Here is a 16,341-nt window from a genome sequence, read left to right on the forward strand (position 1 = left end):
ATGACTACAGAAACAATTTCACTGATCAAATCTAGCATCAAAAGCATCCAAGATTACCCAAAACCAGGCATCCTTTTCCGTGACGTGACCAGTCTGCTAGAAGACGCGAAAGCGTATCAGGCGACAATTGGCCTATTGGTTGAACGTTACAAAGCGATGGGATTTACAAAAGTTGTGGGTACAGAAGCGCGCGGCTTCCTATTTGGTGCGCCACTAGCGCTTGAGCTAGGTGTGGGTTTTGTTCCAGTACGTAAGCCAGGAAAACTTCCACGTCCAACGATTGCTCAGTCATATGAGTTAGAGTACGGCATGGATACATTAGAAATCCATACTGACGCGATCGTAGAAGGTGACAAAGTACTTGTTGTCGACGATTTGCTAGCAACTGGCGGTACTATCGAAGCAACAACGAAACTGATTCGCCAATTAGGTGGGGAAGTTGAGCATGCTGCATTCGTTATCAATCTACCTGAAATCGGTGGTGATAAGCGTTTAGAAGCGTTAGGTCTAAATGTGTACAGCATCTGCGATTTCGAAGGACATTAATACATTCAATGAGTTATTTAGCTTTAGCGCGAAAATGGCGTCCTAATAAGTTTGACCAAGTCGTGGGACAGAAACATGTCCTGACGGCATTGGAGAATGCGTTAGCGCAAAATCGCCTCCATCATGCGTACTTGTTTAGTGGTACTCGTGGTGTTGGTAAGACGAGTATCGGCCGTTTGTTCGCCAAAGGGCTGAACTGTGAAACCGGTATTACCGCAACCCCTTGTGGTCAATGTGATACTTGCCGCGAAATCGATGAGGGTCGATTTGTTGACCTGCTAGAAATCGATGCGGCCTCACGTACTAAAGTTGAAGACACTCGTGAACTGTTAGACAACGTTCAATACAAGCCTGCTCGCGGACGCTTTAAGGTGTACCTCATCGATGAAGTACACATGTTGTCGCGTCACTCTTTCAATGCACTGTTGAAAACACTGGAAGAGCCACCGGAATACGTTAAGTTCTTATTGGCGACAACCGATCCGCAAAAGCTGCCTGTGACGATTTTGTCTCGTTGTCTGCAGTTCCATCTGAAGCCAATCAGTGTTGATGAAATTCACCAACAGCTTGATTATATCCTTGAGCAAGAGCAGGTCTCAGCAGAGTCTAAAGCTTTGGGTATGATTTCCCATGCGGCTGATGGCAGTATGCGTGATGCACTGAGTCTGACTGATCAAGCGATAGCCTTAGGCAATGGTGTGGTACAAGTGGATACCGTTAGCCATATGCTTGGCACGATCGACACCGATCAGGCGATTCACTTACTTGAGTCGATCAGCAGCAAGCAGCCTCAGCAAGCCATAGAGAAAATCCAACAACTGGCGTCCAATGGCGTTGAGTGGGACGGCTTGTTGCAACAGTTGGCTTCCCAATTACATCGCATTGCAATGTATCAAGCTTTGCCAGCTACTTTAGATCAAGCTCAGCCAGATGCAGAAAAAATAGAATTGTTAAGTAAAGCGCTCAGTCCACAAGATGTGCAGCTTTATTATCAGGTAGCGATAAAAGGTCGTGAAGACCTCTCATTGTCACCAAACGGCCGTGTTGGCATGGAAATGATCGTATTGCGCATGATGGCATTTCGTCCGTCGGCAAATAACGTTGCTAACACTATTTCTACTGCGGCTCCAACGCAACAAACAGCGCCGGCAGCTCGATCGAGCCAGGGTAATGCTACGCCAAATCAACAAGCGTCGGTTCAACCCCCGCAGTCGCGCCCGACGCAAGTGTCGTCACCGCAACCAGTTAGTCAGCCAGTAAGCCAGCCTGTAGTCAATAATCAGGCTCCAATGCAGGAAGCGCCTCAATACCAGCCAGAGTATCAACCGGCTGAGTACGAAGTGCCACCTGCTCAATATGATATGGCGCCACCAATGAGTGAGAACCCTGCGCCTCAGGCTCAGCCTCAACAAGCGTCAGAGCGTGTGCCAGCAGCACCGTCTCGTGGCGGCTTAAGTGGTTTACGTCATCAACTTCGCTCTCAGCGTCAGGGTTTACAACAAAGTGCCCCGCAGCAAAGTGGTGGTCCAAAAAAGCCTAAAGCGACATCTGCTAAACCAGAGTCGGTTCTTGATCGTGTCGCGCAAAGACACGGCAGTTCCGCGCAGGTGTCGCCAAGCTCAATGCCTCAAGCGGAAGAGCAAGTCGTTGAAGAAGCGTATCGCTGGCGTCCAAGCAAACCTGCTGAGACGAAAGTCAATACGAAACTGACACCTACGCAGCTCAAGCAAGCGCTTGAGCATGAAAAAACGCCTGAAATGGCGCAGAAGCTGGTCGATGAGTCTCTAGAGCAAAATGAGTGGGCAAAACTCATTAGTCTGATGAACATGCCTAAGCTGGTGGAGCAACTTGCGCTAAACTCACATTATAGTAAAGAAGGTTCCACCGTTTCTTTGCAGCTGAGAAGTGCTCAGGCACACTTAAATACAGATAGAGCACAAGGTGAATTGCTCAAAGCTCTAAATACGCTTTTGGGTGAAGATTGCCATTTAACAGTGGAAATTAGTGATGCTGGTGAGACACCGTTAGAATTGCGAGATCGACTCTATCAAGAAAAGTTACAACAAGCGCTGAATAGCCTGGAAAACGATCCAAACGTTCATTTTATTGAACGTCGATTTGCTGCAGAGCTTGTGAAAGATAGCGTGCGCCCTATCTAATAATCGAACGGAGTGGGGTTGAAAATGTTAAGTCATAACCCCATTAATTGATGCAACACCTCATAGCAATCACAGTAAATAAATGAGCAGAAATAGCGCAGGAAAAATACTTGAGGACAAGGCGCAATTTTTCGATAAGTAGTTATTCTACAATGAAAAGTTGCAACGATGTTATCGAGTATTTTAACAAGCTAGAATGACCAGTTATTTACTACGATTGGTATCACAAACCAGAGAGATAAACATGTTTGGTAAAGGCGGTATGGGCAACCTTATGAAGCAAGCCCAGCAAATGCAAGATCGCATGCAAAAGCTTCAAGAAGAAATCGCGAATATGGAAGTAACTGGCGAGTCTGGTGCTGGTCTAGTTAAAGTTACAATCACTGGTAGCCACAATGTACGTCGTGTTGACATCGATGAAAGTTTGATGGAAGACGACAAAGAAATGCTGGAAGATTTGATTGCGGCTGCATTCAACGATGCGGCTCGTCGCGTTGAAGAAACTCAAAAAGAGAAAATGGCTTCTGTAACTGGCGGTATGCAACTACCACCAGGTATGAAAATGCCATTCTAATCTGCTGAAATCTAATTAAGCGGATTTTCAATGCGTACCAGTCATATGCTGGAACAATTGATGGAGGCCTTACGTTGTCTACCTGGGGTTGGCCCCAAGTCGGCACAGCGTATGGCCTTTCATTTGTTACAGCGAGATAGAAAAGGCGGCTTACAGCTCGCCGATGCTCTTAGTCAGGCAATGACGGAAATTGGCCATTGCTCAGAGTGCCGTACTTTTACTGAAGAAGACATCTGCCATATTTGTACCAATCCTAAAAGACAGGAAAACGGTCAGATCTGTGTGGTGGAAAGCCCGGCAGACATCGCAGCCGTAGAGGCGACAGGACAATACTCCGGACGATACTTTGTTTTGATGGGGCATTTATCTCCGCTTGATGGTATCGGTCCAAGTGATATTGGCTTAGATGTGCTCGATTATCGTCTTCGCCGAGGTGATATTACTGAAGTGATTCTGGCTACCAATCCAACGGTAGAAGGTGAAGCTACGGCACATTACATCGCAGAGCTGTGCAGAGAGCATCAAGTCGAGGCAAGCCGAATTGCACATGGTGTTCCTGTTGGCGGTGAACTTGAACTTGTTGATGGCACCACCTTGTCACACTCACTGTTAGGTCGACACAAATTATAATAAAAGCCGCTGAATTCAGCGGCTTTTTTCTGTCTGTTTATCGAGTGATATTGTTTTCTTATTGATGGCTTATAGGAAGGTTAATTGTCTGAATCGGAAGCCAGTAGGTTTTTATAGATAATCGCACCCACAACACCCCCAATGATTGGCGCAATCCAGAACAGCCATAATTGAGAGATGGCCCAGTCACCGAGATAAATAGCCACAGCGGTACTCCGTGCAGGGTTCACCGAAGTGTTTGTCACAGGAATACTGATTAAATGAATAAGCGTGAGGCACAAGCCGATAGCAATTGGCCCAAACCCTTCCGGTGCTCGTTTGTCTGTTGCGCCCATAATGACAATCAAGAACATCATGGTCATGACGATTTCTGTCACTAAAGCGGCTAACATCGAGTATTGGCCGGGTGAGTGCTCACCGTAACCATTCGCTGCAAATCCTGAGGCGACAATATCAAAGCCAATTTGACCCGATGCAATCACGTATAGGGCTCCACCCGCGATGATACCGCCAATGACCTGAGCGATGATGTAAGGTAAAACCTCTTTGTTCTCAAAACGACCACCAGCCCAAAGGCCAATTGTCACGGCAGGGTTCAAGTGGCAGCCGGAAATATGGCCAATAGCAAATGCCATGGTGAGAACGGTTAAACCAAATGCCAGCGCCACGCCTAACAGTCCGATGCCGACTTCGGGAAATCCAGCGGCCAATACCGCACTACCACAACCACCTAGTACCAACCAGAACGTACCAAAAGCCTCAGCCAAATATTTATTCATGCAATTTCCTATTTCTTATTCTATAACTTGCTGAACATAGTTGAGAATTGTCAGTTAAGTGTGAGGCAAAACACGAAAAGAAAAGAATAGGAATGGTATGTACGACAGTGTCTCAGAGATGAAACCAAAAGAACGAAGATAGTGCAACGGTGAAGTGGGGAGAAAAGATAGGGCAAGGCCTACGTTAACTGCTCTAATTCAGTAATATTCGTCAGCGCTTCTTGGTTGGTCTTTCCGCACACAACGGGACAAGGTTTGAAATCATGGCAGACTTTTGGTCGCTCAGGCTGACCAAATAGCTTACAAAGGTTGTCATCATTAAGTTGTACGCAACGAACACCAGCGGGCTTACCGTTTGGCATGCCGGGAATCGGTGAAGAGATACTTGGGGCGATACAACACGCGCCACAGCCTAAGCGACAATCCATAATGTAAACCTCTTAAAAATTGAGGTGGCAATTATGGTCATTTTGACGTGGATTGGAAGGGCAACTGCATAAAAAAGTACAAGTAGTTTTGCAATACTTGTACTTTTCTAGACTAGTCGAATGGTCACTTAAGAAAACGGTTATAGACAAACAAGATCACAAATGCCCCTAAAGTCGCCGTAATAATACTGCCGACGTTGATACCGGTAGCGCCACCTTGCCCCAGAAAGCTGCCTAAAAAGCCACCAACAAACGCACCAGCAATCCCCAAAAACATTGTGGCAATCCAACCACCACCGTCATTACCAGGCATTAACCACTTTGCTAATGCTCCTGCGATCAAACCTAAGATTATCCAAGATATGATGCCCATAAGTGACTCTCCCTCTTATCAATATTTAAACCAACTTACACTGGTTTAAGGATAGAGCATGCCAACAGAAAATCTCTGATCGCCGTAAACGAATAAATGCGCTTTGATGATAATTGCTGAATACTTGAACTTTTGTGGTGAGAAAGGTATAAATCGCCCCTAATTCCCTTGGCGAGACCGAAAGTATGAGCACTCCATTTTGGCAAAGTAAAACGTTGGAACAGATGACCGAAGAGGAGTGGGAGTCTCTGTGTGATGGCTGTGGTAAGTGCTGCCTTCACAAGCTCATGGATGAAGATTCTGATGAGGTGTATTACACCAATGTCGCTTGTAGCTGGTTAAACAGCAAGACATGCTCGTGTAAAGATTATCCTAATCGATTTTCTTCAGGAGAAGAGTGCCTGAAACTTACGCGCGAAAAAATCCCGGAGTTTAACTGGTTGCCTTTAACTTGCGCTTATCGTCTTTTGGCTCAAAATAAGCCGCTACCTGAATGGCACCCGCTGATTACTGGGTCTAAATCAGCGATGCACGCAGCCGGTGAAAGTGTGCGTAATCGTGTTGTTTATGAAATTGATGTTGTTGACTGGGAAGATCACATCATCGAACTACCTAACGAGTAATATCTTGAGCAATATGCGTGTCGCTCAAATTTAAAATTACCGTTCTAAGAGGTTTGACACACTTTTGCTGTGTGCCTTACCTCACTTTTACATCTAATACCTTCTTTTGACCTGTTCTTGTCTTCACGTGATGTAAAATAAACACAGGTGATGTTCTCGCCTGTTCCAGCTCTGATCGATTTTGAGATTTCAGTTTTTTACGAGGTAAAAATGACGTTTTGTTTCCCGCAGAAAAATCGCCTGACACCTTGGGTTGCGTTACTTTCTCTTTTCATCGCGATAATGAATCCTTTCTTTGTAAACGCGGCAGAGAAAACAGAAGCGCCTGTTGTATCGGAGGCCGAAGCATCCATCGATAATCTGAACATCGATATTATCGACTTAACGCAGAGCTTAGCTCAGACAAATGGTGACGAGCGTGATGCCCTCCAGTTGCAGCTTTTTCAGAAAAACCAACAACTACGCGCTCAGTTGGCGACTGCGATTGAAAAAGAATCTATCCCGCACAAAAAACTGGTTCAATTAGTTAAAACGCAAGAAAAATACACTAACGATGCGACAGCCTATCTGGCATCGAAAACGAAGTCAGTGACAGAGAAACTGAACGCGGCTAAGGATGAGGAAAAGCTGTCGATCATTAATGACTATCGTGAAATTCAGCACTATCTCGACGTGATTTTTGAGGCAAGTTGGCAAAACTTAGTTTGGTTAGAACGACTGGGTGAACAGAATAAGCGTGCTGAAACTAAATTTAAAGAAACGGTAGATAAGCGTATTCGCTTGCTTTCTGCATCCGTGCAGTACTTAAGTCAGCAGAGCGAAATCATTGGCGGACAGCTGTCTTCTAGCCCTGAATCGGAAAAAGCCTCGCAGCAATTGAGCCAGATGCTCGTTAAGCACAGGTTGGAGATTGCAACTGAGAGCCTGCGTAACTTGATGTCTATTGGTGACAAGATTGGCATCGAAACTTCTGAGTACAAGCGCCAAATATTTGAAGTCACTGGCAGCATTACTCACGATTTACTTAACAGCAAAGTTGTCTGGTCAATCGTCAGTCACTGGTCAAACTCTGCAGTGGACTGGTTAGCTGGAAATGCACCACAGCACCTATTTCAACTGTTTATTTTCGTATTAATTTTGGTTATTGCTCGCGCATTAGCGAAAATAACCCGCAAAGTGATGAGTAAAGCGGTTGCATCTAAAAACTTAAAACTCTCCCACTTGATGCAGGATTTCTTTATTTCGATGTCCGGCAAGTTCGTATGGGTGATTGGTATTATGGTCGGTCTATCACAGATTGGCCTAAACCTTGCGCCTATCCTGACGGGTTTTGGTATTGCCGGTGTAATCATTGGTTTCGCATTGCAAGACACCTTGTCTAACTTCGCGGCAGGTATGATGCTTCTGATTTATCGTCCGTTTGATGTTGGCGACTTCGTTTATGCTGGTGGTGTGGATGGTAAAGTCAGTCATATGAGCTTGGTCAATACCACAATTCGCACCTTCGACAACCAGATCATTATTGTACCGAATAGCAAAATCTGGGGTGATGTGATTAAAAACGTGACGCATGAGCGCATTCGTCGTGTGGATATGGTTTTTGGTATTGGCTACGCGGATGACTTGTTAAAAGCGGAATCGGTACTGACGGATATCATCACTTCTCACCCAGCCGTACTACGCACACCTGAGCCAAATATTAAAGTGCATACTCTTAATACCTCGTCGGTGGACTTTATTGTTCGTCCTTGGGTGAAAACAGACGATTACTGGGACGTTTACTGGGATGTGACCAAGGAAGTGAAGCTTCGCTTTGACCGAGAAGGCATTTCTATTCCGTTCCCTCAACAGGATGTACATCTGCATATGGTTGAGAAGAAAGACGCTTAATTGTTCGTCCTCTATTTGGAAAAGCACTCACATTGTTGAGTGCTTTTTTGTTTCTATCGGGTGGAGAGGTTCAAGTATTGAGTTGAAGGTGATTGCCGAAGTATTGCAAAACAATCAGATGCACAGTTTTGCGTGACCTCAGTTTTCACCCATAAAAAAACGCTCTCGTGGGAGAGCGTCTGAAAAGCCACAAAGTGGTAAAGTAAGTGCAAAGTGATTATTTGATTTGCTGCTTGAGGAATTCGCCCAGCTCAGAGTGATGCATGATCTTAGATACAGGGAGAATTTTCTCAGCAGGTCCCCAAGCAAATACATTTACAGGAGTATGCGTGTGGGTACCTGTGCCCCATACCGTGTTTTGGCCAGTCGCATGCTCACGCGCAATCAAGTTTGTGCGGTCATTATATGGGAAGAACGCATCAAAATCGTGAATAGCAGGTACTTGCTCTTGTGCCAGATAGCTATGACCGTCTACATGATATGGGTTTGGCTTATCTTGCATAATGTGCGCAGCTTGATCTGCCGTGATAGGGAAGTCGCTATTCTCATTGATGATCTTAGCTAAGTTTTCCGCTGTTCTATCTGCTTCAGGTAATGCTGCGAATTTATCCAACATGCCGTAGTAACTGGTTTTTTGGTTGTACAAGCCATCAAGGATAGAGAAATCACCGAAGTTAAAGTTAGGCGCGTAGTCTCTGTTTTTGAACGCTTCGCCGCTGCGCTTCTCTGGTTTTGGCAGATTCGCTGATGAATAGCTAAAGCCAAAAGAGCCAGTTTCATGGTCAGCCGTCACGACGATAAGTGTGTCATCGCGTCCTTTCGCCCATTCGTAAACAGAGTTCACCGCTTCATCAAACTTAATCATTTCGTGAAGCATAGTGCCCGCATCGTTGCTGTGTCCAGCCCAGTCGATTTGTCCGCCTTCAACCATTAGGAAAAAGCCGTCTTCATCTTTGGATAGAACATCCAATGCTTTTACGGTCATCTCTTTAAGAGAAGGTTGTGTGCGTTTTGGATCGTTTTTACTTTGGCTGTACGCGATGCCATCTGCCATACCTGAGTTAGCAAAAAGACCAAGTAATTTGTCACCTTTTGCTTCAGCCAGCATATCGCGGCTAAATACCAGGCTATAGCCTTCTTGTTGAGCTTCAGTCAGCAAGTTGCGCTCGTCTTTACGTTTAGATTTAAGAGCAACGTTACCTTGAGTGAGTTTCTCAAGCTGCTTGTAAGTGTCGCCTTTGTCATTCGCTGAACTTGGAATCCAGTGACGAAGACCACCAGAAAGCAGAACATCTACTTCTGTTTCTAGCATGTCGACAGCAATGTCGTTTTCTAAAGAACGGTGAGGTTGATGAGCGGCAAAGGCTGCTGGTGTAGCGTGCGTCATGCGCGTATCAGAAACCAAGCCCGTTGCTTTACCTTTGCTTTTGGCTTTTTCCAAAATGGTTTCAACGTGGTTGCCCTGGCTATCAATACCAATTACTTCTGAAGCGGTTGGCATCCCAGTCGCTAGCATCGTCGCAGAGCAAGCAGAGTCGACTACGATAGCATCTTCAGGGTTAGTCAAAGAAGATCCAATCACACCTTCTTGTGCCAATTTGTAAAGGGCTGTGGTTTCGCCTTTATAAATTGAGTGCGGGGCGTGGTTTGCGTAGGTTTCAAGTAGGCCTACTTGCTGAGGGCCCATGCCATCACCAATCATCAAAATGACGTTTTTGATCTCTGCTGAAAGGGCATTGAAAGAGAGTGTTGAGGCAGCAAGAGCGGTAACTACAGGGTATGCTAAGCGCTTCATTGTATTTTCCTTGTCTATTAAAAGCGCAGGCATTAAAACAATAAATCATGACACTTTTGTGTAAGTCACGAAAGCTTAACCAGATTGTCATTTTTATTGACTAGCAAATTGCCCATCGAGCCAATAGGTCGTGACCGACTGGGCAATGTTTTGGGCGATTATGCAAGCGCGAGAATAATCCCACCCACACTTAAAGCAGCTGAGAGATATTGTCCGGCAGAATAGGAGCTGTCTTCCTCTTCCTCGATTTTATCAGGGCGATCCATTCCCAAAGCGCCATGCGTAAATGATTCGACCTTCTCACCAACAGTCTTATTTTCTGCTTCCACTTTTTTGCTTTCGTGGTCGATTTCTTGCAGAGCGGTAAGAAGCGCTTTACCTTCAGGAGAAAGTGTCACTTTGTTCTGTTCCACTTTTATTGGTGACGCGTTGACTTCTCCTGCGGTTTTCTCTGTCGACGACAGAGTGGGCTGCAGATTTGCGTAAGTATTAACTTGATTGCTTCCTACTGGATTCATCGAATACTCCTTGAAAATCGACACTCGCTCATTGAGTGTGGGTAAAAAGCAGTTATGGACTTTATCGGCAACGTTTGGCAATTCTTAAATCGTTTAAATAAAAAACAGGCCTGTTCTTGCCGCCTCTTGTGATTACGTAGAGACCAAAGCAAAAAGCAGACCGATATAATTCAATTCACGTTCTGGATAGACTGGATTTACCGCAATGAAATGGCGATTTGTGATCTTAACTCGGGCGTAGTTTATTCACACTCAAGGTCAGTATTACGCGTGATCAGGTGACTAAAGGCTTTCATACGGTTGCTATCCTTCACGTAGCGAACCGGTGGTGCTAACACTTCAAGCTGATAATCCGAACTGTCTGAAGTGATGTCGGTGACAGGGGTTATTACAACAACGTTTAAGCGTGGATCTCGGTTCAGGATCGATGTAGCTGTGCCTAGTCCACCCTCGATATGGAACTTCCCAGCCACATGTACCATTTGAGTTCCCGGATGCTTAGTGAGGTAATCGACAATGGACTCGGCCATGGTCTCGTCCCAGGTCATTTGAGCGGCGTATTGTTTTTCTGTTTGCTCTGGCTTGCCGTGATGCATGGAAGCCATAAACTTGTCTTTGTACTGGCTGTCATCGGTATTGATGGTCTCAGCGACAAAACCACGCTGTTTACTATCAAGTTTATCCAGATAGCCGACACCATTAAAGCCAATGCAGCGCACAATTTTTCTCGGCGCGTTAGCCGCGATTACTGCAATATCTGCACGCTTTGCAAACTCGACAAGGGGACGATAGTCACTCTCATAGTTTGGCCAGGCGTTACTTTGCTGGATGAAGGTTTGCTCACCAATCTGGCCATCTAAATACTCGTCTAATACGCTTTGTTTATCGCGACTGAATTGTTCCATTGAAAGGGCAATGGGGCGTTTTCCGCTCGATAATTGTTTCAGCATATCTGTCTGGAAACGGTGGATACCGGCATGAGTGTGCCATTCACCGATCATGATTACGTCGGCTTGCAGTAACTCAGGGTTCAGGTCAGTCAGGGATAAAGGAGTGCCTGACGGGGTGTGCAACTTGTAATCGTAAAAGCTGATCACGTCAGGGGAATTGAGAGTGGATATCGTTGTTGGGGTTGAGACACAACCAGTTAACACAATGGCAAACGCAAGACCTAAAATAGAAAAGCGCATGAGAAGCCTCCAAAAATGTCTAAGAGATATTTGTGGAGGCGACGGAATTAAAGTGAACGAGAGCCATGTTCACCTGCGTTGAGCTAGGGCAGTACTAATGCGCGGATTTACGATAGACACGCAACATAAAATCGGCCTCACATTGGAAAAGTGTAGCGGATTTTAGCTCTTCTCGGAGTTCGTCAGTCGCTTTCCAGGCGAATGGTGTCATTTGCAGCAGGTCAAATGCGTCTCCGTCTTTCAAGTCCATCACATAGTTAAGTTGGTGTTGCTGCTCGAGTTCATAGCCATCGATGGTTTCAGGTGTTTCATCGTGGAGACGAACGTCTTGGTAAATTCGTTCACGAAGCTGGTAAAGATGTCTGCCTGCTGGCGTAACGGTAACCACGACACCATTATCTTTGATTACACGCTTGAGCTCTTCTGCTTTACATGGCGCATAGATTCGCAGGATTGCATCCAAAGATTGATCCGCGAATGGAAGTCTATGGCTTGATGCGACACTAAAATGACAATCTGGGTAGCGTTTGGCTGCATAGCGAATGGCTATTTTCGAGATATCTAAACCAAACGTGGCGGCTTGCTCATCTTGGGCTAGCAATGATTTTTGTACCAGATCGGTGTAGTAGCCTTCACCGCAGCCGATATCTAACAGCTGGTGAGTCGTTCCTTTGGTGTACTCAGTGCAAAGGCGGGCGACTTCCTGGCGCATCGGATCGTAATACTTTCCTTCCAGAAAGCGACGACGCGCTTGCATCATTTCCTTGTTATCGCCGGGATCTTTAGAACGCTTATGATGTGCCGGCATCAGGTTTACGTAGCCTTCTTTTGCCATGTCGAATTGATGGTTATTTTCACACTTAAACGTTTTTACGCTTAATGTAAGAGGTTGGTGACATAGAGGGCATTGATAGTTCATGACGATCTCGAGCTGAAAGTAGGGCGACAAATTCTATCAAAAAGCACGACTTTAAGTGAAACAAAACCGTGAAATAGCCGTGGTTAGCGAGTGCTTTTACAGATTTATAACGACCAGAAATAAAATTTTTAATGAGAATAGGGAAGAGAAGGGTGAAGTTGAACTGCTAGCAATAAAAAAGCCGGCGTAAACCGGCTGTGATGACGTTATTGTGCGGAAATAACGGTAACCAGTTCGTAGCTTTCACCTGGTTGCAAGGTTTTGCCTTGATCAATACTGGAAGCATGCAGAGCGGATTCGACGCATAGCATGGTTTCGTAACCATTATCAGCCATGTCTCCCATTGACTGAGCTCCTTCGGCCCAAGGGTTCCATAGTACTGCTGAGTTGTGGCCATGGTTTTCTACGCTCAGAGTGCGTCCTAATACAGGGTCTTTGACTAAGATCTGCACTTCAGGCTGCGTGTATACGCGGTCTATGGTGTCGGTCAGTTGCAGGACTTCACCACCTTGACATACCTCGTTGCCTTTCAAGCTGTCGATGTACTCGCTACCCATGCCTGAAGTTTGGGCTTGTAAAACATCGCCAACGTTAAGGTAAGTATGCAATGCACCAGAGAATGCCCATGCCTCATCATCGATATTCAGTACTTTCAGTGTCACTTTCAGCTCATCGCCGACTTCTACCAAAAGGCGAGCTTCAAACATATGAGGCCAAATTTGGTGGGTCTCTTCGCTTGGGAACAACGCAAGTTCGACAATCACACCATTTTCATTTTCACGGTGTTCTATCAGTTCCCATTCTGTAGTACGTGCAAAACCATGAGCCGGTGCAGCAATGCGACCAAACCATGGCCAGCACACTGGAATACCACCACGTAAAGCGGCTTTGCCATCGAATACGGCTTTTTCGCTCATCCAAATTAGATCTTCCTGACCTTGTGGTTTGTATGACACCACATGACCACCGTGCAAAGCGATACCAGCGGTTGCTTTATCGTGAATGATACGAACAACTTTGACCTGATCAATTTCTACTACGGTGACATTGTCAGAAAGGACGGTTAGGGCAGGAAGGGTGTTTAAATCCATCTGATTGTTTTCCTATCGCTGGGAGAGGTTGCGAGCGTTTGAAGCCCAAATACACCCCTCAAATTCCAGATACAAAAAAGGCGACTATAAAGCCGCCTCTTTTTCAACTCAGTTAAGAGCTAATCACTGTTTCTAATTACTTAGAGATGTGTGCGATTAGATCTAGAACTTTGTTTGAGTAACCGATTTCGTTGTCGTACCAAGATACAACTTTAACGAATTTGTCAGTTAGAGCGATACCAGCTTTAGCATCGAATACTGAAGTGCAAACTTCACCGATGAAGTCTTGAGATACTACTGCATCTTCAGTGTAACCTAGAACGCCTTTTAGTTCGCCTTCAGAAGCTTCTTTCATTGCTGCACAGATAGCTTCGTAAGATGCGCCGTTTACTAGGTTAACAGTTAGGTCAACTACAGAAACGTTAGCAGTTGGTACGCGGAAAGCCATACCAGTTAGTTTGCCGTTTACTTCTGGAAGTACAACGCCTACAGCTTTAGCAGCACCAGTTGAAGATGGGATGATGTTCTGAGAAGCACCACGACCACCGCGCCAGTCTTTAGCAGAAGGACCGTCAACAGTTTTTTGAGTTGCTGTTGTAGCGTGAACTGTAGTCATAAGACCAGATTCGATACCGAACTTGTCGTTAAGAACTTTAGCGATAGGTGCTAGACAGTTAGTAGTACAAGAAGCGTTAGAAACGATGTCTTGACCAGCGTAAGTGTCGAAGTTTACGCCGTTAACGAACATTGGAGTTGCGTCTTTAGAAGGACCAGTTAGTACAACTTTTTTCGCGCCAGCAGTGATGTGCTTACGTGCTGTCTCGTCAGTTAGGAAAAGACCAGTTGCTTCAGCAACAACGTCAACACCGATTTCGTCCCATTTTAGGTCTTCAGGGTTGCGCTCTGCAGTTACACGTACAGTTTTGCCGTTAACGATTAGGTTACCGCCTTCAACTTCAACAGTACCGTTGAAACGGCCGTGAGTTGAGTCGTACTTAAGCATGTATGCCATGTAATCTACGTCGATAAGGTCGTTGATACCTACAACTTCGATGTCGTTACGCTCTTGCGCTGCACGGAAAACGAAACGGCCGATACGGCCAAAACCGTTAATACCTACTTTGATAGTCATTATAGTTGCTCCACAACTTAATTTCTGATTAAAGATAACTGGTAGTAAAATTACAGAATCCAGTAAACATCTGCAACAGATAATCGGACTTAACTTGTTTAAAGTCAAAAAAAAGCGACGCTTTTTTTAACAATTCTTCGCAAATGTTCGTTTTTTAAACTTTTTACTGCTTTTACTCTAGCTCAGTTGGCGTAATATAACCTGCGAGATGAGTGCTCGTATCAAATTAATTACACATGGTGTCCTGGTGAGAAAGTATGTGCTACAACTGTTACGAGAATCAAGTTTTTTGCTAAAAAAGTCATTGCGAAAAACAGGAAATAAGGATCTAAAATTAGTGGAACAAAGCGGAGGAAAAGTGACGAAGTCCGATGAATATTGGCGTGAGCGTCTATCTGATGAAGAGTTTCGTGTTTGTAGAGAGCAGGGAACTGAGCCACCGTTCAGTGGTAAGTTATTGCATAATAAGGAAACTGGTATATATAGCTGTACCTGCTGTAATGCCCCTCTTTTTGTCTCTGATAACAAGTACGATTCAGGATGTGGATGGCCGAGTTTTGATGCGCCAGTTAATGACCAAGCGATACGCTATTTAGATGATCTGAGTCACGGAATGGTACGTACTGAAATTCGCTGTGCGACATGTGATAGTCATCTGGGGCACGTTTTTGAAGACGGACCACAAACAACAGGCGAGCGTTACTGTGTTAATTCAGTGTCGTTAATTTTCAACAAATCTGAAGATTAGTAACAAAATTGCAGTTAAGAGTGTTTCATCCTTTCAGAACTGTATCGGTCAACATATAAACACTGAAAACTTGAATGAATAAAAAACTCCCGACTAGCGGGAGTTTTTTTATATATTTTCGGGAATTAAATCGGGGGAATAACTTCCCTCTTCAATATTATTTGCGATCGACTTGGCCAGGTCGTCCAGTTTTTGATATTGGTTTGGATCATTGAAATCGAACATTCTCTGCAGCTGCTTTTCATCGGCTACTGACACACCAAATCTTTTGGCTACCATTGCCCAGAGGTAAGCGCGTTTTTTCTCCCCTTGTCCCTGATGAATACTCGCCAATGATTTGAGTATGGCAGGGTTTAGGTTGTCTTCATTTGACAAACTTAACGCATTATTTAACAAGATAAGCGTTTTAGGGGTGTCTCTGTTGACGTAGAAGGTAGCTAAGGCGTACTGCATTTCCGCAGTGTTTAGTGTCGGTGAGCCTTCCATCTGTAAAAATCGGTGCTGAGCCTGTGTGTCTCCGGTCTGTGACCAAAGGAAATATAAGGTCTCTGGCTTTTCCGATACCTTTAACTCGCTAACGATGCGTTCAAGCTCGTCGATGCTGTGCACCAGCGCATTAAAGCGTTGTGCTTTTAGCTCGCTTTGGTCAATCGGAGCGATCTGGGAGGCTAGCTCCAAGCACTTTCTGTATTCAGCGACGACGCTGTATTCTTCTATCTGTTTTTCTTCGCTTGGGTGTTTGAACTGCTCATAACGATGCCAAATTAAGTTGGTACGCGGGATGCGGCATTGTCCATCGTCGATGTTGAGCTTTTCGCAGCGCAGTTCTGGGTTATTTTCACACAGTTGTTCAGTAGATATGTTGCGTTCAAAGCAACCTGTGATGGATAGAGTGGCGAGGCTTGCCAGCAACCAGTATGTTGTTTTCATGGTTTTGCCTGTGATC

General features: G+C 45.2%; 17 protein-coding genes. 7 read left to right on the plus strand and 10 right to left on the minus strand.

Translation table 11 applies throughout. The features are described from left to right. From apt to recR, 4 genes are all read left to right on the plus strand, one after another. On the plus strand, positions 1-546 hold the full coding sequence (gene apt, locus V1U08_RS16600) for an adenine phosphoribosyltransferase (RefSeq protein ID WP_014232598.1): 546 nt from the start codon (positions 1-3) through the stop codon (positions 544-546). Between the two features lie 8 nt (positions 547-554). Next, the gene (gene dnaX, locus V1U08_RS16605) at positions 555-2,705 is read left to right on the plus strand and encodes a DNA polymerase III subunit gamma/tau (RefSeq protein WP_330471034.1); all 2,151 of its coding nucleotides are present in this window, start codon (positions 555-557) and stop codon (positions 2,703-2,705) included. A 244-nt stretch (positions 2,706-2,949) separates the two neighbouring features. After that, positions 2,950-3,279, plus strand: a complete 330-nt coding sequence (locus V1U08_RS16610) for a YbaB/EbfC family nucleoid-associated protein (protein ID WP_014232596.1) — start codon at positions 2,950-2,952, stop codon at positions 3,277-3,279. Positions 3,280-3,309: 30 nt separating this feature from the next. Beyond that, positions 3,310-3,909, plus strand: coding sequence for a recombination mediator RecR (recR, locus tag V1U08_RS16615; RefSeq protein ID WP_014232595.1), 600 nt, complete (start codon positions 3,310-3,312; stop codon positions 3,907-3,909). An 80-nt stretch (positions 3,910-3,989) separates the two neighbouring features. Here recR and aqpZ read toward each other — a convergent pair whose 3' ends face one another. From aqpZ to V1U08_RS16630, 3 genes are all read right to left on the minus strand, one after another. Further along, a complete protein-coding gene (aqpZ, locus tag V1U08_RS16620) occupies positions 3,990-4,688 on the minus strand; it encodes an aquaporin Z (RefSeq protein ID WP_014232594.1) in 699 nt (232 codons plus the stop codon). Positions 4,689-4,867: 179 nt separating this feature from the next. Further along, positions 4,868-5,116, minus strand: a complete 249-nt coding sequence (locus tag V1U08_RS16625; protein ID WP_014232593.1) for a YkgJ family cysteine cluster protein — start codon at positions 5,114-5,116, stop codon at positions 4,868-4,870. A gap of 124 nt (positions 5,117-5,240) precedes the next feature. Further along, a complete protein-coding gene (locus tag V1U08_RS16630; protein WP_014232592.1) occupies positions 5,241-5,489 on the minus strand; it encodes a GlsB/YeaQ/YmgE family stress response membrane protein in 249 nt (82 codons plus the stop codon). A 185-nt stretch (positions 5,490-5,674) separates the two neighbouring features. Between V1U08_RS16630 and V1U08_RS16635 the strand changes: the two genes are divergently transcribed. Together V1U08_RS16635 and V1U08_RS16640 are read left to right on the plus strand one after the other, a co-directional pair. Continuing rightward, the gene (locus tag V1U08_RS16635; protein WP_014232591.1) at positions 5,675-6,112 is read left to right on the plus strand and encodes a YcgN family cysteine cluster protein; all 438 of its coding nucleotides are present in this window, start codon (positions 5,675-5,677) and stop codon (positions 6,110-6,112) included. Between the two features lie 210 nt (positions 6,113-6,322). Continuing rightward, positions 6,323-8,002 carry a mechanosensitive ion channel family protein gene (locus V1U08_RS16640; protein WP_330471035.1) on the plus strand — a complete coding sequence of 560 codons (1,680 nt, stop codon included), beginning with the start codon at positions 6,323-6,325 and terminating at the stop codon, positions 8,000-8,002. Between the two features lie 217 nt (positions 8,003-8,219). Here V1U08_RS16640 and V1U08_RS16645 read toward each other — a convergent pair whose 3' ends face one another. The 6 genes from V1U08_RS16645 to gap all read right to left on the minus strand — a co-directional run bounded on the left by V1U08_RS16645 (position 8,220) and on the right by gap (position 14,647). Next, a complete protein-coding gene (locus V1U08_RS16645) occupies positions 8,220-9,797 on the minus strand; it encodes an alkaline phosphatase (RefSeq protein WP_330471036.1) in 1,578 nt (525 codons plus the stop codon). A gap of 158 nt (positions 9,798-9,955) precedes the next feature. Beyond that, positions 9,956-10,315 (minus strand): hypothetical protein, encoded by a 360-nt coding sequence (locus V1U08_RS16650; protein WP_065297178.1) that lies wholly within the window; start codon positions 10,313-10,315, stop codon positions 9,956-9,958. A 242-nt stretch (positions 10,316-10,557) separates the two neighbouring features. Continuing rightward, positions 10,558-11,505, minus strand: coding sequence for a ChaN family lipoprotein (locus V1U08_RS16655; protein WP_330471037.1), 948 nt, complete (start codon positions 11,503-11,505; stop codon positions 10,558-10,560). Between the two features lie 94 nt (positions 11,506-11,599). Next, positions 11,600-12,424: a 23S rRNA (guanine(745)-N(1))-methyltransferase gene (rlmA, locus tag V1U08_RS16660; protein ID WP_330471038.1), complete on the minus strand. Its 825-nt coding sequence runs from the start codon at positions 12,422-12,424 to the stop codon at positions 11,600-11,602. Positions 12,425-12,630: 206 nt separating this feature from the next. After that, positions 12,631-13,515 (minus strand): D-hexose-6-phosphate mutarotase, encoded by an 885-nt coding sequence (locus V1U08_RS16665; RefSeq protein WP_330471039.1) that lies wholly within the window; start codon positions 13,513-13,515, stop codon positions 12,631-12,633. A 136-nt stretch (positions 13,516-13,651) separates the two neighbouring features. Further along, positions 13,652-14,647 carry a type I glyceraldehyde-3-phosphate dehydrogenase gene (gap, locus tag V1U08_RS16670; RefSeq protein WP_014232584.1) on the minus strand — a complete coding sequence of 332 codons (996 nt, stop codon included), beginning with the start codon at positions 14,645-14,647 and terminating at the stop codon, positions 13,652-13,654. Positions 14,648-14,984: 337 nt separating this feature from the next. Between gap and msrB the strand changes: the two genes are divergently transcribed. Continuing rightward, positions 14,985-15,395, plus strand: coding sequence for a peptide-methionine (R)-S-oxide reductase MsrB (gene msrB, locus V1U08_RS16675; protein WP_041170255.1), 411 nt, complete (start codon positions 14,985-14,987; stop codon positions 15,393-15,395). Between the two features lie 108 nt (positions 15,396-15,503). Here the strand turns inward: msrB and V1U08_RS16680 are convergent, their stop codons facing one another. Then, the gene (locus V1U08_RS16680) at positions 15,504-16,325 is read right to left on the minus strand and encodes a DUF2989 domain-containing protein (protein ID WP_014232582.1); all 822 of its coding nucleotides are present in this window, start codon (positions 16,323-16,325) and stop codon (positions 15,504-15,506) included. Positions 16,326-16,341 lie beyond the last annotated feature (16 nt).

This window comes from Vibrio sp. YYF0003, assembly GCF_036350715.1.
In the GTDB taxonomy this organism is placed as follows: domain Bacteria; phylum Pseudomonadota; class Gammaproteobacteria; order Enterobacterales; family Vibrionaceae; genus Vibrio; species Vibrio natriegens.